The sequence below is a fragment of the Micromonospora hortensis genome (genome assembly GCF_022230935.1).
Lineage (GTDB): Bacteria > Actinomycetota > Actinomycetes > Mycobacteriales > Micromonosporaceae > Micromonospora > Micromonospora hortensis.
The window spans coordinates 90933-114654 of the sequence record NZ_JAKKFE010000006.1; the positions used below are offsets into that span (position 1 = coordinate 90933).

The following is a 23722-nucleotide window of genomic DNA, read 5'->3' on the forward strand; positions in this document are numbered from 1 at the left end:
CGACGCGTTGGGCTGTATCGGTTAGGGTGCGAATCATGCCGAGCGACATGGTCCGTGTGATCTACCGCAAGTACGACGGCAGCGCCCACCGCGACTACCCGGCCCGCCGGCTCACCGAGGACGATCTCGGCGTCTGGCTCGGCGTGCCCGAGGGCACCGAGTCGGTCTACCACGGCCGGCCCTCGGTGGAGAAGATCCCGTTCGTGCTGTTGGTGCCACACCGCGCCTGGTGGACGGCCATGTTCAACCCCCCGCCCCGCACCAGCGAGGTCTACTGCGACATCACGACCCCGGCCCGCTGGGAGTCCAACGACACGGTCCACCTGATCGACCTGGACCTGGACGTCGTCCGGCGTCGGGCCACCGGCCTGGTGGAGCTGCTCGACGAGGACGAGTTCGCCGAGCACCGGGCCCGGTTCGGCTACCCGGACGACGTGGTGGCCGAGGCCGAGGCCGCGGCGCAGCGGCTGTTGGGGGCCCTGGGCGACGGCACCGAGCCGTTCGCCACCGCGTACCGCAAGTGGTTGGCTCTGGTGGTCTGAGGCCGCACGCCCGGTCGGGCCGGCTCACCAGCGTGGAGGCCAACCGTCGTCGGCGTTCAGCGGCGGCAGGTCGGTCAGCTTCTCCGGGTTGAGCTGGTTGTAGATGGCGGTGATCCGGCCCTGGTCGACAGCGAACGCGGTGACCAGGCGGATCGGTCGCCCGTCGCTGTGCGTCGTCTCCAGATGTAGGCCGAGAATGCCGTCGACGAGCACGGGCCGAGCCAGCACCCGGTCGGTGTAGCGGCCGGTTCGGCCGAACAGGCCGAGCGTGAGGCGAGCCACGGAGTCCGCGCCGAGCACCGGCCAGCGGGCGGCCGGGAAGTGCCCGCCCGAGTCGCCGACGAAGACCACGTCCGGCGCGAGCACCTGGAGCAGTTGGTCCAACTCGCCGGACTCGGTGGCGGCGACGAACGCCTTGAGCACCCGGCGTTGCTCGGCCGGGTCGGCGGTGTGCCGGGGTACGTCCGGCGCGGTGACCGCCCGCCGGGCCCGGGAGGCGAGCTGCCGGGCCGCCACCTCGGTGGTGCCGAGCACCCCAGCGACCCGGGCGAACGGCAGCGCGAACACGTCGTGCAGCACGAGGGCGACCCGTTGCTCCGGCGCGAGCCGCTCCAGCACCACCAGCAGCGCCGTGCCGACCTCGTCGGTGCGCACCGCCCGCTCCGCCGGGTCGGGCGCGTAGCCGTCGGCCGGCGACCGGCCGCCCGACGGGCTCACCACCGGCTCCGGCAGCCACTGCCCCGGGTACGCCTCCCGGCGGACCCGGGCCGAGCGGAGCACGTCCAGGCAGATTCGAGCGCAGGCGGTGGTCAGCCACGCGGACAGGTCCCGGATCTCGGCGCGGGCCGCCGGATCGGCCAGCGCCCCGGCGTAGCGCAGCCAGGTCTCCTGCACCGCGTCCTCCGCCTCACTGCGGCTGCCCAGCATCCGGTGGGCCACCGCGAGCAGCCGGCCCCGCTCGGCCTCGAACTCCGTCGCCAACTCCCGCACGACCTCCACCCCTTCCGGTCGGCGTTCCGGCCTACATCCTCTCGCCGAGTGGGCCCGCCGGCAGCCCCGAAACGGCTCGGTGGACCGGTGCCTGCCATCGGCGCAGGTCGGTCGGGGCCGATCAGCGGGCCAGGTTCGGAGGTGGGCCTCGGCGGGCGAAACGGCTGAGGGTGGGCGATGATCCGTGCATGAGTGCACCCCAGCAAGGGCAGATCGTGGCACCGGACGGCGGTTCCGTGCGGGACCTGCTGCGGGTCACCGCGCCGGTGGATCTCGGCGCGATCGATCCGCGGTCCATGCCCGGCCTGCCGGAGCCCGCGGGTCGTGGCGAGCACCGTAAGACCTGGGCGCGGGAGCAGGTGGAGCTGGTCGGCGAGGAGTTGGGCCGGCGACAGGAGATGCTCTTCGCGATGGCCAAGACCGGGTCGGAGCGGCCGGCGCACCGGGTGCTGCTGGTGCTCCAGGCCATGGACTGCGGCGGCAAGGACGGCACGATCAAGCGGGTGGCCGGCGCGATGAACCCGCTGGGCCTGCACATCCGTTCGTTCGGGCCGCCGACCCGCCAGGAGCTGCGGCACGACTTCCTCTGGCGGATTCGCCGGGAGCTGCCACCGCCGGGGTACGTGGGGATGTTCAACCGCTCGCACTACGAGGACGTGTTGATCGCCCGGGTCGGCTCGCTGGTGCCGGAGACGACCTGGCGAGCCCGCTATGACGAGATCAACTCGTTCGAGCGGGAGCTGACCGAGGGTGGCGTCACCCTGATCAAGGTGATGCTGCACATCTCGTACGCCGAGCAGGGCAAGCGCCTGATGGACCGGCTCAACGACCCGCGTAAGCACTGGAAGTACAACCCCTCCGACATCGACTCGCGAGGGCACTGGGACGACTATCAGGCCGCGTACGCCGAGGCCCTGAGCCGGTGCGGCACGGACGCCGCGCCCTGGTTCGTGGTGCCGGCGGACCGCAAGTGGTACCGGGACTGGGCGGTGGCCCACCTGCTGCGTGAGACGTTCGACACGCTCGGTCTCGGGTATCCGGCTGCCGATTTCGACGTTGCAGGGGAGCGGAACCGCCTGCTGGCTGGGGGAGTGGGTGCGGGTGGGGCGGCCGAGATGAACGGCAGGTGAACGAGCGGTGAATGGTGCCTGGCCAGGGGTGGGCCGGCGAATTCGCGGTTCTGGCGTTTCCTAGCATTCACCGAGCGGGCGCTCTCGGGTGCCGCCACCCTTCCACCGACGCGACGAGGTCTGTGCTGTGAAGTTTTCCTTCCGCCCCACCGAGGGCGCCTTCTACGAGCTCTTCACCAGGGCCGCGCAGAACCTGGTCCGGGGCACCGCGCTGCTCAACGAGCTGGCCCTGCCCGGCGTGGACGTGCAGTCCGTCAGCGAGCGGCTCACCGAGGTCGAGCACGACAGCGACCAGATCACCCACGAGCTGTACAAGAAGATCAACTCGACCTTCATCACCCCGTTCGACAGGGAGGACATCTACCGGCTCGGCTCGCTGCTGGACGACGTGATGGACCACCTCGAAGCGGTCGGCGACCTGCTCTACCTGTACGGGCTGACCGAGCTTCCGGCGCTGCCCCGCGAGCTGCACGAGATGGTCAACGTGCTCGACCAGCAGGCCAAACTGACCGCCGACGCGATGCCCCGGCTCAAGTCGATGAAGGATCTCGAGGACTACTGGATCGAGTGCAACCGGTTGGAGAACGAGGGCGACCGGATCAACCGGCAGCTGCTCGTCCGCCTCTTCTCCGGTGAGTACGACGCGTTGACGGTGCTGAAGATGAAGGAGGTCGCCGACGAGCTGGAGGCCGCCTGCGACGCCTTCGAGCACGTGGCCAACACCGTCGAGACCATCGCGGTCAAGGAGTCCTGAACCTGTGACTGTGACACCCGAACTCATCGCCGTGCTGGCGGTGATCGGGGTAGCCCTGGCGTTCGACTACACCAACGGCTTCCACGACGCCGCCAACGCGATCGCGACAAGCGTCTCCACCCGGGCGCTGACCCCTCGGATCGCCCTCGGCCTCGCCGCGGTCGGCAACTTCGTCGGCGCCCACTTCGGCGCTGGCGTGGCCAAGACCGTCGGCGACAACCTGGTCACGCTTCCCACCGGGGTGAGCAGCCTCGGGGTGGTCTTCGCCGGCGTGCTCGGCGCGATCGCCTGGAACCTCATCACCTGGTACTTCGGCCTGCCGTCGTCGTCCTCGCACGCGCTCTTCGGCGGCCTGGTCGGCGCGACCCTGCTGTCCGCCGGCGGGATCGTGCAGTGGGTCAACATCGGCGAGAAGGTGCTGCTGCCGATGGTCCTGTCGCCGATCGTCGGCCTCACCCTCGGTTACCTGCTGATGCTGGCCATCCTGTGGCTGTTCCGGAAGGGGCAGCCGGGCAAGCTCAACCGGGGCTTCCGCTGGGCGCAGACCGCCTCGGCGGCCGCCATGTCGGTCGGTCACGGCATGCAGGACGCCGCCAAGACCATGGGCATCGTGGTGCTGGCGCTCTACACCGGTGGTTTCCAGGAGAGCAAGACGCACATCCCGGGGTGGGTGTTCTGGACCTCGGCGACGATGCTGGCCCTCGGCACGTACGCCGGCGGTTGGCGGATCATCCGCACCCTCGGGCGCAAGATCATCGACCTGGGGCCGCCGGAGGGCTTCGCCGCCGAGACCGTCGCCAGCGCCGTGCTCTACTTCAACGCACTGGTTCTGAAGGCGCCGATCTCCACCACCCACACCATCACCTCCGCGATCATGGGTGTGGGCGCGACCAAGCGGCTCTCCGCCGTTCGCTGGAACGTGGCCGGCAACATCGTGCTCGCCTGGATCATCACGTTCCCGGCCTCCGCGCTGATCGCGTGCGTCACGTATCTGCTGGTCCGGCCGCTCTTCGGCTGAGTTTTCGGTAGGGCCCCGGTCACGGTTGGACCGTGACCGAGGCCCTACCGCTGTTCAGACGTACCGGACGCCGATCTGCTCGCGGACCGTGTCCAGCAGGGTCATCACCTCGAGGGTCGTGGCGTGCGGCACCACCGGGCTCTCGGTCAGCCCGGCGGCGAGGCAGCGCTGCACCTCGATCGCCTCGTACTGGTAGCCGTTGCCGGCACCGTCGGCGACGATCGTCTCCGGCTCCGCGCCGGCCCTGTGCACCGTCACCGAACCCGGCCGGAAGAACGGCTCCGGTAGGTCGATCCGCCCCGTGGTGCCCGTTACCGAGGCGGTCTGCCCGCTCAACCCGACCATGCCGCAGCTCAGGGTCGCCAGGGCTCCGGTGTCGTAGCCGAACAGCATGCCGGTGTTCTCGTCCGTCCCCTCCGGGCCGAGCTGCGCCCAGGACCGGATGTGCTGCGGCACCCCGAGCAGCAGGTGGGCCAGGCTGATCGGGTAGATCCCCAGGTCGAGCAGGGCGCCCCCGCCCAGCGCCGCGTTGCGCATCCGGTGCTCCGGCGGGAACGGCCCGGCCACCCCGAAGTCGGCCCGGACGCCGGTCACCGTGCCGATCGCCCCGTCCGCGATCAACTCGACCACCCGCAGGATCGTCGGATTCAGCCGCATCCACATGGCCTCCATCAGGAAGACCCCGGCGGCGCGGGCGGTCTCCACCAACTCGGTGCTGGTGGCCAGATCGAGGGTGAACGGCTTCTCCAACAGCACCGCCCGCCCCGCGGTGAGGCAGGTCATCGCCGCCTCGTAGTGCGCGGAATGCGGGGTCGCCACGTAGATCGCGTCCACCTCCGGGTCCGCGGCCAACTCCACCCAGGAGCCGTAGGCGCGCTTCGCGCCGTACGTGTCGGCGAAGCGCCGGGCGCTCTCCGCGGCGCGGGAACCGACCGCTACCAACTCGGCGTCCGGCACCAGCCGGAGGTCTTCGGCGAAACGGCTGGCGATGTGGCCGGTGGCCAGGATGCCCCAACGAGTCATGCCGGAACGCTAGCCGAGCCAGGTGAACCCCTGCCTCCCCCTCCCACCCCCCGACCACCCTCGTCGATCATGAAGTTATTGCCCGGCGGCGCGGCGTGTCGTGGCAACAACTTCATGATCCTTCATCGCCTGGCGCCCGCCGGTGGTCGCGCTGCCGGGAACTAGGCTCGCGGCATGACGATCGACAGTGACGGCTTCGCCGCCCCGGCCGCCCTGGTCGAGCACGCCCGCCGGTTCCAGGCCGAGGGTGGCACCCCGGCGACGCCGCGGGTCGCGGCCACCGTGTTGCTGCTGCGTCCGACCGACGCCGACTTCGAGGTGTACGTCATCCGCCGGGTCGCCGCGATGACCTTCGGCGGGATGTACGCCTTCCCCGGAGGCGGGGTGGACCGCTCCGACTCGGAGGCGCACCTGGACTGGGCTGGCCCGACGCCGGGCGAGTGGGCGGACCGGCTCGGGGTGGCCCCGCAGGCCGCGCAGGCGGTGGTCTGCGCCGCCGCTCGGGAAGTCTTCGAGGAGGCTGGCGTACTGCTCGCCGGCCCGAACCGGGAGACAGTGGTGGGCGACGTCAGCGGCGACGACTGGGAGGCTGCCCGGCAGGACCTGGAGGGGCGCCGGCTGGGCTTCGCGGCGCTGCTCGCCGACCGTCAGCTCACAGTTCGGTCGGACCTGCTGCTGCCCTGGAGCCGGTGGATCACTCCCGAGTTCGAGCCGCGCCGCTTCGACACGTACTTCTTCATCGCCCTGTTGCCGGCGGGCCAGCGGACCCGCGACGTCTCCGGCGAGGCCGACCACACCCTGTGGATCCGCCCGGCGGACGCGCTGGCCCGCGCTCGGGCCGGCGAACTGACCATGCTGCCGCCGACGCTGGTCACGCTGGCCCAGGTGGCCGCGGCCGGCGACCTGGCCGGGGTGGCGCGGGCGGCGGCCGATCGGGACGCCGCCAGCCCGATCACCCCGCGCCTCGACCTGCCCCCAGACGGCGAACCCCGCTTCGTCCTGAGCTGAGCCCCCACACCCTCACCCCCGCCCCCGCCCCCGCCCACGCCCCCGCCCCCGCCCCCGCTCCCGCTCCGCGATCTTGCGCTTTCTGTCGCGACACAAGGGGCATCCCACCCATCTCGACAACCGAAACTGCAAGATCGGCGCGATCTTGGTCGACGGGCGGTGTCGGCGGCGGATATGGCACCGGCGCCCACGCCGGGAGGCGGGGCGCCGGTGACCGGACGTGGTCGGCTCAGCCGAAGCGGCCGGTGATGTAGTCCTCGGTCTTCTTCACGCTCGGGTTGCTGAAGATCTTCTGGGTGTTGTCGTACTCGATCAGCCGGCCCGGGTCGCCGGTCTTCTCGATCGAGAAGAAGGCGGTCCGGTCCGACACCCGGGCGGCCTGCTGCATGTTGTGCGTCACGATGATGATCGTGAACTTGTCCTTGAGCTGGAACATCAGGTCCTCGATCGCCAACGTGGAGATCGGGTCCAGGGCGGAGCACGGCTCGTCCATCAGAACGACCTGCGGCTCGACAGCGATGGTCCGGGCGATGCAGAGCCGCTGCTGCTGACCGCCGGAGAGGCCCGCGCCGGGCTTGCCCAGCCGGTCCTTGACCTCGCCCCACAGGTTCGCGGCGCGCAGGGCCTTCTCGGCCGCGTCCTCCAGGATCGACTTCTTGCGGACCCCGTTGAGCTTCAGCCCGGCCACCACGTTCTCGAAGATGCTCATGGTGGGGAACGGGTTCGGCCGCTGGAAGACCATGCCGATGGTGCGCCGGACCGCTGTGACGTCCACGTCCCGGTCGTAGATGTCCTGGTCGTCGATGGTCAGGCTGCCCTCGACCCGGGCCCCCGGCAGCACCTCGTGCATCCGGTTGATCGACCGCAGGAACGTCGACTTGCCGCAGCCGGACGGCCCGATGAGAGCGGTGACCGTCTTCGGCTCGACAGTCAGGTTGATGTTCTCGATTGCCTTGAAGCCGCCGTAGTACGCGGTGACGTTCGAGGCGGAGACGCGCTTGGCCATGGTGGTACCTCCGGGGTTCATCGGCTGAGCCTGTTGCGACGGGCCAGCAGCTTCGCCGCGATCGTCAGGATGAGCACGAGGGCGACCAGGGTCAGTGCCGCGGTCCACGCCCGTGCCGGGGCGTACTTCGACGCGTCGCCGGCCTGCTGGTAGACGAAGAGGGACAGCGACGACTGGCTGTTCTCGAAGGGGTTGGTGTTGATCGCGGCGCCACCACCGGCGACCAGCAGCACCGGCGCGGTCTCACCGGCCGCGCGGGCGATGGCGAGCATGACGCCGGTGACGATGCCGGGCAGCGCCGTCGGCAGCACCACCCGCAGGATGGTCTTCCACTTGGGTACGCCGAGCGCGTACGCGCCCTCGCGCAGTGGCGCCGGTACGAGGCGGAGCATCTCCTCGGTGGACCGGACGATGGTGGGCAGCATGAGCACGCTCAACGCGAGCGCGGCGGCGAAGCCGGAGAAGCTGGGCCGACCGTCGTTGAACCACGGCGACACGATCAGCACCCAGAACGCCAGCACGAAGAGGCCGGAGACGATCGACGGGATGCCGGTCATCACGTCCACGAAGAACCGGATCGCGAAGGCGAACTTGCCCCGCCCGTACTCGACGATGTAGATCGCGCAGAGAACGCCGAGCGGGACGGTGATCAGGGTGGCGATGCCGACCTGCTCCAGCGTGCCGACGATCGCGTGGTACGCGCCGCCGTTGGCGTCCCGGGCCCCGATGTTGTTCATCGAGGTCTGGAAGAAGTTGACGTCCAGTCGGTCGGCGCCCTTGCTGACCAGCGTCCAGACCACCGACACGAGCGGCAGCACCGCCAGCACGAAGGCGGAGTGGATCAGTGCGCTCCAGGTGCGGTTGCGGGCCGATCGGCGCCCCTCGACCGCGTTGGAGGCGGCGAAGAGCCCGACCAGGTAGAGGATCGCGCCGAGGACGACCACGAGGACCGGCCCGCCGATGCTGGTGCCGTAGACGATCACGGCGGAGAGCGCCAGGGCCGCCACGGCGATGGCCGGGGCGGCGTACCAGGGCAGCCGTTTGGTCCGCAGCGAGTTGGGCTGGGCCGGCGGCCGGGTGCGGTGGGAGGTGGCGGTTGTGGTCATGCGGCCGACTCCGTGAACTCCCGGCGGCGGTAGATGATCGCCCGCGCCGTGATGTTGACGATCAGCGTGATGGTGAACAGCACCAGACCGGAGGCGATGAGTGCGCCCCGGCCGGTCTCGTTCGCCTCGCCGAACGCATTGGCGATGTTGGCGGCGATGGTGTTGCCGCCGTTCTGGATCAGGTTGAACGAGATGCCGAAGGTGATGCCGAGGGTCAGCGCCAGGGCGATGGTCTCGCCGAGCGCCCGGCCGAGGCCGAGCATCATCGCGGCGATGATGCCGGGACGGCCGTAGGGCAGCACCGCGGTGCGGAGCATCTCCCAGCGGGTGGCGCCCAGGGCGAGGGCGGCCTCCTCGTTCGCGGTGGGGGTCTGGAGGAACACCTCGCGGGAGAGCGAGGTGATGATCGGCAGCACCATGATCGCGAGCACCAGGGCGCCGAGCATGACGGACGCCCCGAAGGGGCCGTCGCCGCCGAAGAGCGGGATCCAGCCGAAGTGCTGGTTCAGCCAGACCGAGAAGTCCCGGACGGGGCTGCTGAAGACGTCCCGCCCCCAGAGGCCGAAGACCACGCTCGGTACGGCGGCCAGCAGGTCGACCAGGAAGCCGAGCGCGGTGCCCAACCGGCGCGGCGCGTAGTGCGAGAGGTAGAGCGCGATGCCGAGCGCCACCGGCACAGCGATGAGCAGTGCGAGAGCCGAGCTGAGCACTGTGCCGAAGGCGAGCGCACCGATGCCGAACTTCGGCTCTGTCTCGTTGGGGGACCAGCCCTCGTAGGACCAGAAGTTCTCGGTGTTGGCGCGTAGGGCCGGCACCGCCTTGGCGACCAGGAAGATCGCGATGGCGGCGATGATGACCAGAACGGCGGTGCCGGCGGCCAGGGTGAGACCGCGGAAGGCCCGCTCGGCGCCGAACCTACGGCTGCGCGGCAGCGCGCCGCCGCCGCCCAGCCCGGTGCCGCCCGGGGATCGGGTGCTGACTGGCGCCTCGGCCACACGCGCCGAGGCACCGGCGGGCCACTCGTGACTCTGGGTCACGCGCGTCCCGCCGGTGCCGGCGTCGGCCGAGCGGTGAGGGGTTTCACCCATCTGCTCGCTCGATTCCGTTGCTGAGGTGGTGGGGTCGGGTCAGGAGAGGTTCTTGACCGCGGTCTCGACCTTGGTGCGGACCGTCTCGGGCAGCGGGGCGTAGCCCAGCTCGGTGAGAGAGGCCTGGCCCTCGGCGCTGGCGGCGTGGCCCAGCAGGCCCTTGACCAGCTTCAGCTTGTCGGCCGCGAGGCCCTTGCTGCAGACGATCTCGTACGTCGCCAGGACGATCGGGTAGGCCCCGGCCTCCTTGGTGTTGTAGTCGATCTTCAGCTTGAGGTCGTCGCCCTGGCCCTCGACGGCAGCGCCGGCGATGGTCTTGCCGGCCGCCTCGGCGGTCAGCGCGGCGAACTCGCCGTTGCCGTTGCCGATCTTCGACATCTTCAGACCGGCGTTCTCGGCGAACGACCACTCCATGTAGCCGATGGAGCCGTCCGCGCCCTTGACCCGGCTGGCCACGCCGTCCGAGCCCTTGGCGCCGGTGCCGCCCGGGGCCTTCCACGCCTTGGCGTTGCCCAGGGTCCAGTCGCTCTCAGCGGTCTTCGAGAGGTACTTGGTGAAGTTGTCGGTGGTGCCCGACTCGTCCGAGCGGTGGACGGTCTGGATCGTGGTCGCCGGGAGAGTGGCGCCCGGGTTGTCGGCCTTGATCGTGGCGTCGTCCCACTTGGTGACCTTGCCGGCGAAGATCTTCGCCAGGGTGGCCGGCTTGAGCTGGAGGTTGTCCACGCCGCTGACGTTGTAGGCGACGGCCACCGGGCCGATTACCATCGGCAGGTGGATGGCCTTGCCACCGACGCACTTGGCGTCGGCCTGCGGCTGCTCCTCCGGCTTGAGCGCGGAGTCGGAACCGGCGAAGTCGGCGGTCCCGGCGATGAACGCCTGGATGCCGGCGCCCGAGCCGGAAGCCTCGTAGTTGATCGTGGTGCCCTGGCACTTCTGCTGGTACGCCTTGATCCACTCGGCCATGGCGTTCTTCTGCGCCGACGAGCCCTGGGCGTTCAGCGTGCCGGTAGCGCAGTCGACCGCGGCGGCCGAGCCCGAAGCACTCGCGCCGGAGGCGGGCTCGTTGTTGTCCGAGCCGCATGCACTGAGGCCGAGCGTCGCGGCAAGAGCGAGGCAGGCAATAGTGCCGTACCGCTGGAGCTTCACCTGAGGGGTTTCCCTTCGCGTCTGACTTGGCGCCCCGATCCCGGGGCCCGAGGACCGGCACTGACCGGCTGACACGAAAGTTAGAAGTGCCAGGTAGCCGGTTCGCCGGTCGCAAGTGAACGCAAGGTGAACACGTACGGCCCCTGAGGTGACCGCTTGCCGAGGGTGAGTTGTCCGTTAAATGAACCCGGGTACACCTGTCGGATGTATGGGCATATTTCCGGTTCGGCGTTATCCCGCCGACGCTCGGCCGTTACCCACCGGTGACGCGGGTCGGGGCGACGGCCGACGGTCAGCCCAGGTGGTAGTTGATGTGCGCGGACCAGCGGGCGAAGCCCAGCCGCTCGTAGAGCGCGACGGCCCCGGTGTTCGAGTCGTCCACGAAGAGCATCACCCGATCGAGGCCGCGCCTGTCCCGCAGGTGCGCCAACCCGGCTGTGGTCAGGGCCCGGCCGAGCCCGCCGCCGTGCGCTGTCGGTTCCACCCCCAGGACGTACACCTCGCCGATCCGGGCCGACCCCGGCCGCTCGTGCACCTTGGTCCAGTGGAAGCCGAGCAGTCGGCCGGTCGCGGTCTCCTCGGCGAGCAGGAAGCCGGCCGGATCGAACCACGGCTCGGCGAGGCGGACCCGCAGGTCGTCCGACGTCCACCGGCCCTGTTCGGGGTGCTCGGCGAAGGCCCGTGCGTTGAGCGCCAACCAGGCCGCGTCGTCGGCCCCGGGCCGGAACGCGCGGAGCGCCACCCCGTCGGGTAGGCGCGGCTCACCCAGCGGGGCGGCCAGGGGCCGGCGCAACTGCCAGAGCACCCGGGCGCGGGCGAAGCCGAGGTCGACGGCGAGCGCGGCGGCCGAGGGGTGGTCGCCGTGTGCCCAGGCGCGCAGCGGCCCGGTGGCCGAGGCGAGTACGCCCCGGGCGAGCGCCCGTCCGGTGCCCCGCCGCCGGTACGCGGGGTGCACCACCAGCTCGACCCCGATCCCACCGACCGGGTCGGTGGTGTCCAGGTGCGCGTACCCGGTGAGGGTGCCGTCATCGGCGCGGGCGATCAGATGAACGGCCGGGGCGTCGGCGTCGCGCAGCCGCAGCAGGACGTGTTCGTCGAGCGGGTCCGCTCCGTCCGTGTCACCTGCGGCGCTGGCGAGGGCGAGTACGTCGGCGATCTCCGTCGGCGCCAGTTTGTCGCTCCGGGTCACCTGGTCGCTGGTCGGCTCCGCGCTGCTCATCCCGCCACCGTATCCGTTGCGTGTCGTGACGCCCGGAGCGTCGCCGTAAAGCCGCGGCTCACACCGGGTCGGTGGGAAGTGCCTCCAGCTCGAACCGGGCGGTCAGGTCGGGCAGGATCCGGCGTAGCGCCTCCAGCGTGCCCTGTCGGTCCCCACCGGCGTCGTGCAGCAGCACCACCGATCCCGGTTCGGCCTGGCTCAACACCGTGGCGGTGATCTTGCTGGCGCCGGGTAGTTCCCAGTCCGACGGATCCACCGACCAGTGCAGCGGGGTCATGCCGAGCTGCTGCGCCACCGACACCACCGGGTACGTCCAGGCTCCGCCGGGTTGGCGGTACCAGACGATCGGGGCGTTCGGCACCGCCGCCCGGATCGCCGCGTTGGTGCGCAGGAGGTCGGAGCGGATCGCGTCGGCCGACCGGGCGCCCAGGCCGATGTCGTGGTGCCAGGAGTGGTTGCACAGGGTGTGCCCGCCGTCCACGATCGACTGGACCAGGTCGGGGTGGTTCTGCGCGTTCTCGCCGACCACGCAGAACGTGGCGCGTACGTCGTATTCGCGCAGGAGGGCGAGGACCTGCGGCGTGTAGCGCGGATCCGGCCCGTCGTCGAAGGTCAGCGCGAGCCGCGGGGTGCCGGTGGTGGCGTGCGCGCCGAACAGGTTGTCGTCTCCGGCGTCCCGTCCGGACCCGTCCTGGCCGGTCTCGGCCGGGCCGGTCTCAGCCGCGCTTGCGCTGGCGCTCGGGGCTCCGCCCGGCTCGCCAATGCTGGGTTGGTCGGCGTACTGCGGTCCGTCGGCGCTGGTGGTGACACCGGTGGACTGCCGTGGCGTCTGGTCGGGGACGAGACTGCGGCCCAGCACGTACGCGGAGCCGAGCAGCCCCGCCACCACCAGCGTCACGATCCCCGCGGCGCGCGCGGTGGAGCTTCCCCGCGTCACGACGTCCGCCTGGCTTGCCGGTCACGCCGGCCCGTCGCCCCCGTGGTCAGTGCGCGCACCATTGCCCCTTTCGCCGACAAACCCGGCAGTCAGAATAGAGCTGCCAAGCTGCGCAAAAAGGGCATATGGGAAATCGCCCGGAGTGCTCTCCCGATCAGACCGGCAGGGGCGCGTGCTCCGCCTCGGGAAGCGACCGCGACGGCGGAACGACGAACTTGTAGCCGACCTGGCGGACGGTGCCGATCATCGACTCGTACTCCGAGCCGAGCTTGGCGCGCAGTCGCCGGACGTGCACGTCCACAGTGCGGGTGCCGCCGAAGTAGTCGTAACCCCAGACCTCGCGCAGGAGCTGGTCCCGGGTGAACACCCGGCCCGGGTGCTGGGCCAGGAACTTCAGCAGCTCGAACTCCTTGTAGGTGAGGTCGAGCGGACGGCCCTTGAGCTTGGCCGCGTAGGTGTCCGGGTCGATGGTCAACTCGCCGGCCCGGATCGAGCCACCCGCGCCGGCGGTGGCGTTGCTGAGCCGGCCCACCGCCAGCCGCAGCCGCGCCTCGACCTCGGCGGGGCCGGCCGAGGCGAGGATGACGTCGTCGACGCCCCAGTCGGCGTTGAGTGCGATCAGGCCGGCCTCGGTCACCACCGCTACCAACGGCACGCCGAGACCTGTGGCGTGCAACATCCGGCACGTCGCGCGGGCCTCGCTCAACTCCGATCGGGCATCCACCATCACCGCATCCGGGCTGGGGCCCGCTACCAGGGTGCGAACATCACGCGGCGCGGTGCGGACCGAGTGCGGCAACAGGTCGAGCGCCGGCAACACAGCCGACGGCTCTCCTGCACGCGCGGTCACCAGCAGCAGGATCTCCACGATCACCTCCGTCCCGGCGGCGCGAGGCCGCACGCGACCAGTCGCACCCATCAAGGAGTGCGCTGAGAAATTGCGTGGTCCCGGCGTCGCTGACGGGCGGGTAACGCGTTGAGCCTAACCGATCGCCTCGGCCGCGCCGTCAGGCCATTTCCCGTTTGTCTACCTTGCCCCTGATCGTGGCCCGGATTTTAACGTCGCTGAAACCCGTGACCACCGCGTCGGGCCGTCGGTCTGGCACGATCGGGTCGTGTTTCCCTCCACCTCGCCCGAGGCCAGCCGCGAATCGTGGCCCGCTGGGCCCCAACCGGGTCCGGCCGCCGCAGCGACGCGCGGCCAACCGCCCGCGCCGCATACCGGCCCGGCCACCACCGATGGCGACCGCCGCGAACGGGGTGGGCCGCGCCGTGCCCGCCGCGCCGGCGAACCGGCCCGCCGATCCGAAGAGGAGATCGACGAGCCGGAGGAGGAGGTCATCCCCCCGGTCGCTGTGCACCGCCAACTGGCGCTGACCATCGCCGGCTTCGCCGCGTTGCTCGGTGTCGGCCTGGTGCTCGGCGCGCAGACGTCGGGCCCCGGTCACCGGCTGCCGTTCGCCTTCATCATCTTCGGCGTCCAACTGCTGTTCGTGCTCGCCTGGACGATGGCCATGCGTCCGCCCGCGCTGCTGGTGGTCGCCGGGATCAGCGCCGTTGTCGCGGCGTTGGTCGACATCGCTGCGGTGCAGACCGACGTCGCCGGCCTGGCGCCGCTGGGTTACCTGGCCGCCGGTGGGTTCCTCGCCGCGGTGCTCGGCCAACTGGTTCGTCGGGTCGACCGGGTGCGGGTCACCGACTCCCTCGGCTCCACGCTGCTCATCGTGGTCGGGGTGGTGGCCTTCGGCACCCTGATCGTGCTCAGCCGGATCCCGGCCGGCACCCAGGCGATCACCGTCTGCCTGACCGCGAGCGGTGTCGCGCTCACCGTCGCCCGGCTCACCGACGCCGTACTGCCCTGGCCCCGGCTCGCACCGCAGGTGCCCAGGGGCGCCGCCGGCGTGGTGGCCGGCGCGATGGTCGGCACGCTGACCAGCGCACTCCTCGGCAGCTACCTGGTGGCGCCCTTCACGCCGACCCGGGCCGCCGTGATCGGCCTGGTCGCGGCGGTCACCGCCGTCCTCTCCGACCTCGCCGTGGGGTACGCGGAGGCGGGCCGGTTGATGGCCGGCGAACCGCCCACGATGTGGGTGGCCCGGCACATGCAGGGCCCGCTCGGCGGCTTCGCCCTGGCGGCGCCCGCCGCGTACGCCATGTGCATGCTCTTCCTCTGAGCCACGGTTGAGCGCTGAGCCGGTCGGGTACCTACGGGTGCGCCGCCCTGCGGCGTCGGTACGAACGACCCGTCGCGGCGCGGCGGGCGGAGACAGGAGGCGGCGTGGCGCAGGACTATCCGGTGGACCAGGCGCGACCCCGACGGCGCGGCCGCAAGCTGCTCATCGGGCTGTTCGTGCTGCTCCTGCTGCTGGCGGGGTTGCTGGTGGTCGCCGACCGGGTCGCGGTCGGGGTCGCCGAGCGGATGATCGGTGACCGCGTACGCCAGGAGATCGCCAAGCAGGGCGCACAGTCCGCCGCACCTGAGGTGGAGGTAGGCGGAACTCCGTTCCTCACCCAGGTGGTGGATGGCCGCTACCAGCGGATCACCATCAACCTGCGGGACGTGCAGGCCTCGGTCGAGGGCGACGCCGTTCGGCTGCCGGTGCTCGACGTGACAGCCCGCAACGTTCGGGCCTCGCTGGACACCCTGCGCACCGGCCAGGGTGACGTCGTGGCGGACACCGTCAACGGTGCCGGCACGATCAGCTACGAGAGTCTGGCCGCGCTGCTGAACCGCCCGGGTCTCACCCTCGGCGAGCAGAACGGCAAGCTCACCGTGAAGGCCCCGGCCGACATCCTCGGTCAGAAGCTCACCATCAGCGGCACCGCCGACGTCACTGTCGCCGACAACGGCGCGGTCGCCCTGCGGTTCAACGACCTGGACGCCGCGGGTCTGCCGAACCTGCCGCTGGCTCGGGCCTTCCTGAGCAACTACGCCAAGAGCATCTCCATCGACGTGCCCCTGCCGGAGTTGCCGTTCCAGCTCGCGGTCCGGGAGGTCCGTCCACTGCCGGAAGGGCTGGCGGTCACCGCCGACGCCAAGAACGTGCCGATCAACTCCGCTGGCTGACGCCGGAGGCGCTGTGGGCCGCCGAATGTCTCGGCGGCCCGAACGATCCCGGATGGTGGTCGGCCCAGTGGCAGCACGGTCACTGGCTGGTACGCTCCCTGACCATGGGGACCCACCTCACCAAACGGCGCGCGGTCGACCTGTGCCGCGTGGCCACCTGCCTGTGTCGCCCCGTCATCTGACGGCGGGGCTGTCTCCGGCCGCCTGACGGCGGCCACCGGCACAGGGTTCTCACACCCTCCGGTTATCCCACCGAACGCCCGGCAGCGGCGCCGTCGCACGAACCCGTGATCCCGTCCTTCCGCTGGGTCCCGCGCGTGGTGCGACAGTTACACACATCGATTCGCGCGCGTTGGCTCACCATCCATCCTCACCAGGGAGTGATTCGATGAGTCGCGACACCGCACTCGTTTCGGCCGAGTGGGCCGAGAAGAACCTCGACGCCCCGGGCGTCGTCTTCGTCGAGGTCGACGAGGACACCTCGGCCTACGAGACCGGCCACATCGCCGGCGCCATCAAGATTGACTGGAGGACCGACCTCCAGGACCAGGTCCGCCGGGACTTCGTCAACAAGACGCAGTTCGAGGCGCTGCTCTCCGAGCGGGGCATCAGCAACGACGACACCGTCATCCTGTACGGCGGCAACAACAACTGGTTCGCCGCGTACGCCTACTGGTACTTCAAGCTCTACGGCCACCGTGACGTGAAGCTGCTCGACGGCGGTCGCAAGAAGTGGGAGCTTGACGCCCGCCCGCTCGTCACCGACGCGGTGTCCCGCCCGGCGACGCAGTACGTCGCGCAGGAGCCGGACACCTCCATCCGGGCCTTCCGCGACGAGGTCGTCGCCGCGATCGGCACCAAGAACCTGGTCGACGTGCGCAGCCCCGACGAGTTCGCCGGTCGCCTGCTCGCCCCCGCCCACCTGCCGCAGGAGCAGGCGCAGCGGGCCGGCCACATCCCCACCGCGATCAGCGTTCCGTGGTCCAAGGCGGCCAACGAGGACGGCACCTTCCGGTCCGACAACGAGCTGCGCAAGATCTACGGCGACGCGGGGCTCGACGACGGCAAGGAGACCATCGCGTACTGCCGGATCGGTGAGCGCTCCTCGCACACCTGGTTCGTGCTGCAGGAGCTGCTGGGTCACCGCAACGTCAAGAACTACGACGGTTCCTGGACCGAGTACGGCTCGCTGGTCGGTGTGCCGGTCGCTCTCGGCGACGAACCCGGGGAGGCCTGATCATGACTCTTCCCACCGCCGCGGGTTGCGCCGCACCGGACCAGGCCGCGCCGCTGCCGGCCAGCCTGGACCTGGAGAAGGAAACCGTCATCACCGGCGTCGTCCGCTCAACCGAGGCGGAGCCGGTGCCCGGCGCGTACGTCCGGCTGCTCGACTCGACAGGTGAGTTCACCGCCGAGGTGGTCACCTCGGCCGCCGGGCAGTTCCGGTTCTTCGCCGCGCCGGGGTCCTGGACGCTGCGGGCGTTGTCCCGGCACGGCAACGGCGACACCGCTGTGACTGCCGGCCGAGGCGTCAACGAGGTTGCCGTCACCGTCGCCTGACCCACTGCTCTGATCGACCGGGGCCGGTCACCCTCACGGGGGTGGCCGGCCCCGGTCGTCTCTTCGCAGCGCGCCGGCACGCCGGGACGGGTGCCGAAATCCATCGGCATGCGTCACTATCTACTAGTGCATTTCAGGGATGAAAGCGGCGGGTCCGACGAAGCGGTCCCCATCGTTCTCTGCGTGGGCACGGACACATCGCTGCGGGAGCGGGTGCTGAGCCAACTCGACGGGCGCGCCCCGGTGCTCAGCTGTTCGGATCTGACCGAGCTACGCGAGCTGTTGTCGTCGCCGACCGGTCCGACGCCGGTCAGTCCCACAGTCCTTCCACTCGCCGAGGCGCGCGGCCTGGTGACGTGGGGTGAACTGGTCGTCGACCGGGTCGGACAGCGGGTCACCTGGCGTGGCGAGGTGCTCCCGCTGACCCCCACCGAACGGGAGTTGCTCACCCTGCTCGTCGGCCCACCGCTTGCGGTGTGGAGCTACGAACGGCTCTGCGTCTCCGCGCTGGGTGGCGCGGACACCGCAGCGCTGCAATCCACCATCAGACGGCTTCGTCGCAGGCTGCGGAGCCTGCCGGGCGGCCCGCAGGTGCACACCGTGCGGGGGATCGGCTACCGACTCGACCCGCCGCCCCGGCGAAACCACCACTGACCCGCTGTCGCTCCACCAGGGCGACCGCCTCCGCTGCCGGCCCGGCGGCGGGCGCGTGACACCATGGCCGGGTGAGCGGTGCTGTGCAGACGGGTTGGGCCTCTTCGACCGGCCCCGCCGCGCCGACACCGGCCCGGTCGCGGCGACGTTGGCTGCTGGCCGTGACAGTGGCCTGGGCCGTGCTGCTGGCCGGGCTCACCTGGATATCGGTGCGGAACGACCCGCCGACCGTGCGCGAACAGCGTTCCCTCGATCAGGCCGGGCCGGTGGTCGACCGGGCGGTCGGCGAGTTGGCTGGTGCGGCCGGTGCCGCCGGGCTGCTGGAACTGGGGCCGGCGCGGATCGCGTCCGGCTGCCGGGTCACCCCGTTCGCCGATGGGGCGAGGCTGCGGCGCGAGGTCGGGGTGCTCGCTGCCACCGGTGACGAGCGGGCCGTCCTGGTCGGCATCGCCGAGCGGCTGCCGGCGAGCTGGCGGGCCGGGGTCCGGCCCGGGGTGGACGGCCCCGAGCTGCGCGCCGACGCCGGAGACTTCGTGGCCGTCGAGGGCCGGCCGACGGTCGACGGCCGGGTGCGACTGGTCGTCGACACCGGTTGCCGACCGGTCGGCGCCGGCTACACGCCGTCCCCGGCCACCGCTGCCGGCCCGGAGGCCGCCGCGCTGACCGCCGCGCTGACGGCCCTCGACCGCCCGGGTGACGCCACGTCGGAGCAGGTCACCGCCCCCTGCCCGGGCGGCGGGCTCGCCCGTACCGCGTGGTCCGCGAACGGTTCCGGCCCGGCGGCCTCGACGGCCGCGCTCGCCCCGCTGGCCGGCAACGCCCCACTGCTGGACCAACCCCCGGTGTACGCGTACCGCAGCGGTGCCGTCACGGTGCTGGCCGAGATCAGCCCGGACGCCACCCGACTGGCCGCCACCGTCGGCTGCCCGAGCTGAAGCGGGCAGCCCGCTCGGGTCAACCGTCGCCCGGCTGGTCCTCCGGGTCGCGGCTGCGGCCCAACGCGTCGACCATGCCCCACCGGCCGGGGATGTCCAGCAGCTCGACCCGGCCCATCCCGGGTGGCACGGCCGGGTCGATGATCAGGTGCTCACCCTGTGGCTCCAACCCCAGCATCACCCGCAGCAGCAGCAGCGGGGTGCCGGTCGACCAGGCCTGCGGGCTGCACGCGGTCGGGTACTCCACCGGGTAGTCGGTGAGGTCCCGGGCGTAGCCGGCGAACGCCTCCGGCAGCCGACCCTCGAAGTACTGGGACGCGGCAAGCATCGTGTCGCAGAGCAACCCCGCCTCCTCCCGGAAGCCGTACCGCCACAACCCCCAGGCGATGATCGAGTTGTCGAACGGCCAGACGGTGCCCACGTGGTAACCGATCGGGTTGTACCGTCCCTCGTCCGCGGCGAGCGTCCGCACTCCCCAGCCGGAGAACAGTCGTGGCCCGAGCAGGTGCTCGACCACCTTGCCGGCGCGCGACTCGTCCACGATGCCGCTCCACAGCAGGTGCCCGATGTTCGAGGTCAGCGCGTCCACCTGCCGGCCGTCGGCGTCCAACGCGAGCGCGTAGTACTCGCGGTCGGCGATCCAGAAGTCGCTGTCGAACCGCCGTTTGAGGTCGGCGGCCTGCCGCTCCAGCTCGTCGGCGAACTCCGGGTCGTTCCAGAAGGTCCGGGCCATCCGGGCGGCCCGGATCTTCGCGTCGTAGGCGTAACCCTGCAGCTCGCAGGTGGCCCGGGGGAAGCCGGGCAGTTGACCGTCGGCGTACGAGATGGCGTCCCAGGAGTCCTTCCAGCACTGGTTCTGCAGGCCGGTCTCCGGGTTGCGGGTCTGGTACCAGAGGTAGCCGGTGCCGAGCAGGTCACCGTAGGTGTCGATCCACTTCAGCGCCGCGCGGACCTGCGACTCCAGTTTGCGGACGAGTGCGGCGTCCCCGGTCCACCGCTCGTACTCGTCGAGCAGGATGATGAACAGGGGCGTCGAGTCGGCCGACCCGTAGTACGGCGAGTGTGGCTGCTCCTCGAAGCCGGCGGTCTCCCCGTACCGCAGCTCGTGCAGGATCTTGCCGGGTTCCTCGTCTCGGAAGTCGTCCACCCGCTGCCCCTGAAGTCCGGCCAGCATCAGGATGGTCGGCGGGACCAGCTCCGGCAGGAACGGCAGCACCTGCAACGAGGTGATGATGCTGTCCCGGCCGAACAGGGTCATGAACCAGGGAAGTCCTGCGGCGATCAGCCGTACGCCCAGGGCGATCGACTCGTAGCGCAGCGCGGCCAGGTCGTTGAGGCTGCGCCGGTACGCCCCGGCCAGCGGCTCGCAGTCGCAGCCGAGCTTCGGCGCCCGGTCGATCAGCTCCTGCTGCTCGGCCCGGATGGCGGTCGCGCTGCGACTGCCGCCGTACGGGAGGGTGGCCCGGATGTCCTCGCCCCGGGCACCGAAGACGACACTGGACACGTGCAGCCGGGTGGTCCAGCTGTCGTTGCGGGCTACCCGGATCCGGAAGGTCAATCCGGTGTCGTCGACCTGCGCCGGCGCGGTGCTGCTGACCACCATCTCCCGGTGGAACGCCTCCCGCCGGTAGGTCAGCCGCAGCTCGTTCTCGGCGACGGTGACTGTGGTGCGGCCCCGCTTCTGCCGAGAGTTCTTGATCTCGAACAGGTCGGCGAAGTCGGCCCCGACCTCGATCCGGAGGGTGTACTCGACCTCCGCGCCGAGGTGGTTCAGCACTGTCAGCTCCTCCTCGAAGCTGCCCACGATCGCCCGGCTGCGGATCACCGACGCCTTGGCGTCCAGATAGTGCGTGGGTTCGCCCGGGGCGAGGAAGAACCTGGTGCGGTACGACTCGGCATCGTCGACGGAGAGGGCGTGCAGCCGTTCGCCGTCCAGTGTGAGCACCCACGTGGACAGGAAGCGGGTGTCGAAGGAGAACAACCCGGTGGGGAAGTCGTAGGACGGTTCGATGTCCCCGCGCCGGTCGCTGACCAGGAAGGTGTTGCCGTCCAGAATGCTGACGAGGTCCTTCACCGAAGTCGCCCGGCTGCTCGACGGGCCGTTTCGCGGGGGTCGCGGGTGCCGGGCGGGTTCGGAAAGAACCGACGGAAGGCGAGGAAGAGCACCACGTTCCCGCTGAACGTGCTCTCGTTGCGCAGCACCGCCGCGACCCCCTGGGCCTCACCGGTGATCAGCCTCTCGAAGAGGGCCGCGCTGCTGTACCAGATCGCGTCGGCCGGGCCACGTCCCCGGCTGACCTGCACCGACCCGGGCCGCATCCGGACCCGCCAGTGTTCGGTGCGGTGGTCCTCGCCGAGGTCGATCTGGAGGGTGCCGTCGGCCAGGCCGCCCAGGACCTCGGCGGCGCGCGACGGCAGTGCCTCGAAGAACCTCTCCGCCGCCTCGGTCACATCCGAATCGTAGGCAGCCGTCCGAGATGTCGGGTCGGTATCGGCACTCCGCTCGGATGGACCCACAGCCGCCGTGGGTCAGTAGACGAGTGCCTGCGCGCCCTCGGCCAACGCCTCCTCGACGAAGACCGCGGCACCGGCGATCCGGACCCCGGGCAGCACGTCGTCCGGGCCGATCTCCCGTCGGGCCGCGCACTGGGTGCACGCGGTCACCCGACCGCTGGTCAGGATGACGTGCAACAGCTCGGCCAGGGGCGCGGAGTGCGGCAGGTCGAACTGTTGGGCGCGACCGGGCAGCGCGAACCAGGTGGACTCACCGGTCAGCCAGAGCGAGACGTCCACCCCGGCCGCTACGGCCGTCGCGGCGACGGTGAATGCCTGCGCGCACCGCTCCGGGGCGTCCGCCCCTGCGGTGGCCTTGACGACGAGATTGCGGGCCATGTGGCCCAGCATAGGATGGCCGGGATGGTTACCGAGATCGGGTTTGTCAGCCTGCTGGTCGCTGGCCTGGGCGGGCTCGCCGGTGGCCTGGTCTACCTTGCCGTACGCATTTCGAGAGGACGTTGGTGACGCTGGTGAGCGAGAACCCGCTGCAGCCGCCGTGGCTGAACGCGCCGCCGGTCGAGGAGTACCCGTTCGAGGAGAGCCACGACCTGCGGGTCGGGCCGAAGCTGCACCCCGCGCTGGATGCCCTGCTGCCGTACGTCGGTCTGTGGCGCGGCCGGGGCAAGGGCGGTTTCCCCACCATCGACGATTTCGACTACGCGCAGGAGATCCGGATCAGCCACGACGGCCGACCGTTCCTGCACTACGAGTCGCGTGCGTGGATCCTCGACGAGGAGAGCAAGCCGGTCCGTCCGGCCGGCCGCGAGGTGGGCTGGTGGCGGCCGGTGCTGGTGGATGGGCGGGCGACCGACGAGCTGGAGGCGCTGCTGACCACCCCGACCGGGGTGATGGAGCTGCACCTGGGCAAGCGCACCGGCACGCAGCTCGAGTTCGCCACCGACGCGGTGATCCGGACTCCGACCGCCAAGGAGGTCACCGGTGGGCACCGGCTCTTCGGCATCGTCGAGGGTGCGCTGCTCTACGCCCAGGAAATGGCTGCCATGGGGCACGGGCTCAGCCCGCACCTCTCCGCCCGACTCGTCCGGGTCGGCGGCTGACCTCGACGGTCGGCGCCGGCTAGATGGGGAAACCCAGCACTGCCTGTAGGGCTGGGGTACGCGGGCAGTGAGCCCGCCGTACCCCGTCCAGCGTGTGGACCTCGGCGGCTCCGCGCAGTGACGAGGTGAACCACACGCCGTCCGCCGCGTGCAGTTCGGCGGTGCTGACCATCCGTTCGGCGGCGCTCAGGCCCAGCTCGCTCGCGTGGGCGAGCAGCCAGGCCGCTGTGGTGCCGGCGAGGATGCCGGTGCTGGCGGCCGGCACCGTGCAGAGCATGCCGTCGGTGAGCCACACCACATTGGCGGTGGGGCCCTCCAGCGCGTACCCGTCGGAGGAGATCCAGAGCACGTCGTCCACGCCGGCCCGGCGGGCCCAGCGGCGGGCGGCGCTGTTGACCGCGTACGACGTGGACTTGATGCCGGCCGGCAGCCAGCTCAGCCCGCTGCGGGCGGCGGCGGGCAGCCCCAGCGGCAGGGTGGCCACAGTGATTCCGTCCCGCCGGGCGGCCCGGGTAGCCGCCGGCACCGGGGCCAGCGTTGCGTAGATGGTGGGCGGACCGCCGGCCTCCGGGCCTCGGGTGCAGACCAGCCGAAGTGCCCCTTCCACAGCCTCTGGCCAGCCTGTCCGCACCTGGTCCAGCAGGTCGATCAGCGCGCTGGCGGGGGGCACTGACAGCTCGACGGCGGCCGCCGCCGTGGCGAGGCGGGCCAGGTGTTCGTCGCGCAGCCACGGCCGGCCGTCGCGCAGGTGCATGGTCTCGAAGAGGCCATCGCCGTGCAGCACCCCGAGGTCGTCACCGCGGAGCACCGGGTCGCCGGGCGGCACCGGGCCACGCCCCAGGACGGCGATCCGCGCGGTCGGGTCGGCCGCGACCTTCCCGACGGACGACCTCACCATGACCGTCGAGCGTAGCGGTGATCGATC

At 71.1% G+C, this 23722-nt stretch carries 27 protein-coding genes; 14 read left to right on the forward strand and 13 right to left on the reverse strand.

Annotation, left to right across the window (positions count from 1 at the left end):
* The first annotated feature begins 35 nt into the window (after positions 1-35).
* A complete protein-coding gene (locus NIE111_RS04080) occupies positions 36-542 on the forward strand; it encodes a DUF402 domain-containing protein (protein ID WP_238683096.1) in 507 nt (168 codons plus the stop codon).
* A 24-nt stretch (positions 543-566) separates the two neighbouring features.
* On the opposite strand, the gene sigJ is transcribed toward NIE111_RS04080, so the two are convergent.
* Positions 567-1532, reverse strand: a complete 966-nt coding sequence (gene sigJ / locus NIE111_RS04085; protein ID WP_238683097.1) for an RNA polymerase sigma factor SigJ — start codon at positions 1530-1532, stop codon at positions 567-569.
* A gap of 188 nt (positions 1533-1720) precedes the next feature.
* Between sigJ and NIE111_RS04090 the strand changes: the two genes are divergently transcribed.
* The 3 genes from NIE111_RS04090 to NIE111_RS04100 all read left to right on the forward strand — a co-directional run bounded on the left by NIE111_RS04090 (position 1721) and on the right by NIE111_RS04100 (position 4434).
* Positions 1721-2662: a PPK2 family polyphosphate kinase gene (locus NIE111_RS04090; protein WP_238683098.1), complete on the forward strand. Its 942-nt coding sequence runs from the start codon at positions 1721-1723 to the stop codon at positions 2660-2662.
* A 127-nt stretch (positions 2663-2789) separates the two neighbouring features.
* Positions 2790-3416: a DUF47 domain-containing protein gene (locus NIE111_RS04095; RefSeq protein WP_030327784.1), complete on the forward strand. Its 627-nt coding sequence runs from the start codon at positions 2790-2792 to the stop codon at positions 3414-3416.
* Positions 3417-3426: 10 nt separating this feature from the next.
* Positions 3427-4434 (forward strand): inorganic phosphate transporter, encoded by a 1008-nt coding sequence (locus tag NIE111_RS04100; protein ID WP_238683145.1) that lies wholly within the window; start codon positions 3427-3429, stop codon positions 4432-4434.
* A 54-nt stretch (positions 4435-4488) separates the two neighbouring features.
* Here NIE111_RS04100 and NIE111_RS04105 read toward each other — a convergent pair whose 3' ends face one another.
* Positions 4489-5457 (reverse strand): Gfo/Idh/MocA family protein, encoded by a 969-nt coding sequence (locus tag NIE111_RS04105; RefSeq protein ID WP_238683099.1) that lies wholly within the window; start codon positions 5455-5457, stop codon positions 4489-4491.
* Between the two features lie 174 nt (positions 5458-5631).
* Between NIE111_RS04105 and NIE111_RS04110 the strand changes: the two genes are divergently transcribed.
* Positions 5632-6465 (forward strand): NUDIX hydrolase, encoded by an 834-nt coding sequence (locus NIE111_RS04110; RefSeq protein ID WP_238683100.1) that lies wholly within the window; start codon positions 5632-5634, stop codon positions 6463-6465.
* 229 nt (positions 6466-6694) lie between these two features.
* On the opposite strand, the gene pstB is transcribed toward NIE111_RS04110, so the two are convergent.
* The 7 genes from pstB to NIE111_RS04145 all read right to left on the reverse strand — a co-directional run bounded on the left by pstB (position 6695) and on the right by NIE111_RS04145 (position 13841).
* The gene (gene pstB, locus NIE111_RS04115; protein WP_112584183.1) at positions 6695-7471 is read right to left on the reverse strand and encodes a phosphate ABC transporter ATP-binding protein PstB; all 777 of its coding nucleotides are present in this window, start codon (positions 7469-7471) and stop codon (positions 6695-6697) included.
* A gap of 17 nt (positions 7472-7488) precedes the next feature.
* The gene (pstA, locus tag NIE111_RS04120) at positions 7489-8577 is read right to left on the reverse strand and encodes a phosphate ABC transporter permease PstA (RefSeq protein ID WP_238683101.1); all 1089 of its coding nucleotides are present in this window, start codon (positions 8575-8577) and stop codon (positions 7489-7491) included.
* The gene (gene pstC, locus NIE111_RS04125) at positions 8574-9665 is read right to left on the reverse strand and encodes a phosphate ABC transporter permease subunit PstC (RefSeq protein ID WP_238683102.1); all 1092 of its coding nucleotides are present in this window, start codon (positions 9663-9665) and stop codon (positions 8574-8576) included. Before pstC ends, pstA begins: the two co-directional genes overlap by 4 nt.
* 39 nt (positions 9666-9704) lie before the next feature.
* The gene (pstS, locus tag NIE111_RS04130; protein ID WP_238683103.1) at positions 9705-10811 is read right to left on the reverse strand and encodes a phosphate ABC transporter substrate-binding protein PstS; all 1107 of its coding nucleotides are present in this window, start codon (positions 10809-10811) and stop codon (positions 9705-9707) included.
* Positions 10812-11103: 292 nt separating this feature from the next.
* The gene (gene mshD / locus NIE111_RS04135; RefSeq protein ID WP_238683104.1) at positions 11104-12030 is read right to left on the reverse strand and encodes a mycothiol synthase; all 927 of its coding nucleotides are present in this window, start codon (positions 12028-12030) and stop codon (positions 11104-11106) included.
* 58 nt (positions 12031-12088) lie between these two features.
* A complete protein-coding gene (locus tag NIE111_RS04140; RefSeq protein WP_238683105.1) occupies positions 12089-12967 on the reverse strand; it encodes a polysaccharide deacetylase family protein in 879 nt (292 codons plus the stop codon).
* A gap of 154 nt (positions 12968-13121) precedes the next feature.
* Positions 13122-13841, reverse strand: coding sequence for a winged helix-turn-helix transcriptional regulator (locus NIE111_RS04145; RefSeq protein WP_181518701.1), 720 nt, complete (start codon positions 13839-13841; stop codon positions 13122-13124).
* 241 nt (positions 13842-14082) lie between these two features.
* On the opposite strand from NIE111_RS04145, the gene NIE111_RS04150 reads away from it, so the two are divergent.
* From NIE111_RS04150 to NIE111_RS04175, 7 genes are all read left to right on the forward strand, one after another.
* The gene (locus NIE111_RS04150; RefSeq protein ID WP_238683106.1) at positions 14083-15141 is read left to right on the forward strand and encodes a hypothetical protein; all 1059 of its coding nucleotides are present in this window, start codon (positions 14083-14085) and stop codon (positions 15139-15141) included.
* 104 nt (positions 15142-15245) lie between these two features.
* Positions 15246-16034, forward strand: a complete 789-nt coding sequence (locus NIE111_RS04155; protein ID WP_238683107.1) for an LmeA family phospholipid-binding protein — start codon at positions 15246-15248, stop codon at positions 16032-16034.
* A gap of 104 nt (positions 16035-16138) precedes the next feature.
* Positions 16139-16216, forward strand: a complete 78-nt coding sequence (locus NIE111_RS32380; protein ID WP_310503780.1) for an Ms5788A family Cys-rich leader peptide — start codon at positions 16139-16141, stop codon at positions 16214-16216.
* Between the two features lie 206 nt (positions 16217-16422).
* Positions 16423-17271 (forward strand): sulfurtransferase, encoded by an 849-nt coding sequence (locus tag NIE111_RS04160; protein WP_238683108.1) that lies wholly within the window; start codon positions 16423-16425, stop codon positions 17269-17271.
* A 2-nt stretch (positions 17272-17273) separates the two neighbouring features.
* Positions 17274-17594, forward strand: a complete 321-nt coding sequence (locus tag NIE111_RS04165; protein WP_238683109.1) for a DUF1416 domain-containing protein — start codon at positions 17274-17276, stop codon at positions 17592-17594.
* A 108-nt stretch (positions 17595-17702) separates the two neighbouring features.
* Positions 17703-18248, forward strand: coding sequence for a winged helix-turn-helix domain-containing protein (locus tag NIE111_RS04170; protein ID WP_238683110.1), 546 nt, complete (start codon positions 17703-17705; stop codon positions 18246-18248).
* 71 nt (positions 18249-18319) lie between these two features.
* A complete protein-coding gene (locus NIE111_RS04175; protein ID WP_238683111.1) occupies positions 18320-19183 on the forward strand; it encodes a hypothetical protein in 864 nt (287 codons plus the stop codon).
* 19 nt (positions 19184-19202) lie between these two features.
* On the opposite strand, the gene NIE111_RS04180 is transcribed toward NIE111_RS04175, so the two are convergent.
* From NIE111_RS04180 to NIE111_RS04190, 3 genes are all read right to left on the reverse strand, one after another.
* Positions 19203-21257 (reverse strand): amylo-alpha-1,6-glucosidase, encoded by a 2055-nt coding sequence (locus NIE111_RS04180; protein WP_238683112.1) that lies wholly within the window; start codon positions 21255-21257, stop codon positions 19203-19205.
* Complete coding sequence (locus NIE111_RS04185) at positions 21254-21634, reverse strand: SCP2 sterol-binding domain-containing protein (protein WP_238683113.1); 381 nt, start codon at positions 21632-21634, stop codon at positions 21254-21256. Before NIE111_RS04185 ends, NIE111_RS04180 begins: the two co-directional genes overlap by 4 nt.
* Positions 21635-21712: 78 nt before the next feature.
* The gene (locus NIE111_RS04190) at positions 21713-22087 is read right to left on the reverse strand and encodes a DsrE family protein (RefSeq protein WP_124820325.1); all 375 of its coding nucleotides are present in this window, start codon (positions 22085-22087) and stop codon (positions 21713-21715) included.
* Between the two features lie 12 nt (positions 22088-22099).
* Between NIE111_RS04190 and mtfM the strand changes: the two genes are divergently transcribed.
* Positions 22100-22204 carry a small membrane protein MtfM gene (mtfM, locus tag NIE111_RS31895; protein WP_030327764.1) on the forward strand — a complete coding sequence of 35 codons (105 nt, stop codon included), beginning with the start codon at positions 22100-22102 and terminating at the stop codon, positions 22202-22204.
* A gap of 2 nt (positions 22205-22206) precedes the next feature.
* Positions 22207-22797, forward strand: a complete 591-nt coding sequence (locus tag NIE111_RS04195; RefSeq protein WP_238683146.1) for a heme-binding beta-barrel domain-containing protein — start codon at positions 22207-22209, stop codon at positions 22795-22797.
* Between the two features lie 19 nt (positions 22798-22816).
* On the opposite strand, the gene NIE111_RS04200 is transcribed toward NIE111_RS04195, so the two are convergent.
* Positions 22817-23695 carry an aminotransferase class IV gene (locus tag NIE111_RS04200; protein WP_238683114.1) on the reverse strand — a complete coding sequence of 293 codons (879 nt, stop codon included), beginning with the start codon at positions 23693-23695 and terminating at the stop codon, positions 22817-22819.
* Positions 23696-23722 lie beyond the last annotated feature (27 nt).

Bases quoted from the DNA above. Each gene is read 5' to 3' on its own strand.
- pstC (WP_238683102.1), bottom strand. From the start codon at position 9,665: ATGGGTGAAACCCCTCACCGCTCGGCCGACGCCGGCACCGGCGGGACG.
- NIE111_RS04190 (WP_124820325.1), bottom strand. From the start codon at position 22,087: ATGCTGGGCCACATGGCCCGCAATCTCGTCGTCAAGGCCACCGCAGGG.
- NIE111_RS04200 (WP_238683114.1), bottom strand. From the start codon at position 23,695: ATGGTGAGGTCGTCCGTCGGGAAGGTCGCGGCCGACCCGACCGCGCGG.
- NIE111_RS04105 (WP_238683099.1), bottom strand. From the start codon at position 5,457: ATGACTCGTTGGGGCATCCTGGCCACCGGCCACATCGCCAGCCGTTTC.
- NIE111_RS04160 (WP_238683108.1), top strand. From the start codon at position 16,423: ATGAGTCGCGACACCGCACTCGTTTCGGCCGAGTGGGCCGAGAAGAAC.
- pstB (WP_112584183.1), bottom strand. From the start codon at position 7,471: ATGGCCAAGCGCGTCTCCGCCTCGAACGTCACCGCGTACTACGGCGGC.
- NIE111_RS32380 (WP_310503780.1), top strand. From the start codon at position 16,139: ATGGGGACCCACCTCACCAAACGGCGCGCGGTCGACCTGTGCCGCGTG.
- NIE111_RS04080 (WP_238683096.1), top strand. From the start codon at position 36: ATGCCGAGCGACATGGTCCGTGTGATCTACCGCAAGTACGACGGCAGC.
- pstA (WP_238683101.1), bottom strand. From the start codon at position 8,577: ATGACCACAACCGCCACCTCCCACCGCACCCGGCCGCCGGCCCAGCCC.
- mtfM (WP_030327764.1), top strand. From the start codon at position 22,100: ATGGTTACCGAGATCGGGTTTGTCAGCCTGCTGGTCGCTGGCCTGGGC.
- NIE111_RS04170 (WP_238683110.1), top strand. From the start codon at position 17,703: ATGCGTCACTATCTACTAGTGCATTTCAGGGATGAAAGCGGCGGGTCC.
- NIE111_RS04090 (WP_238683098.1), top strand. From the start codon at position 1,721: ATGAGTGCACCCCAGCAAGGGCAGATCGTGGCACCGGACGGCGGTTCC.
- NIE111_RS04165 (WP_238683109.1), top strand. From the start codon at position 17,274: ATGACTCTTCCCACCGCCGCGGGTTGCGCCGCACCGGACCAGGCCGCG.
- NIE111_RS04110 (WP_238683100.1), top strand. From the start codon at position 5,632: ATGACGATCGACAGTGACGGCTTCGCCGCCCCGGCCGCCCTGGTCGAG.
- mshD (WP_238683104.1), bottom strand. From the start codon at position 12,030: ATGAGCAGCGCGGAGCCGACCAGCGACCAGGTGACCCGGAGCGACAAA.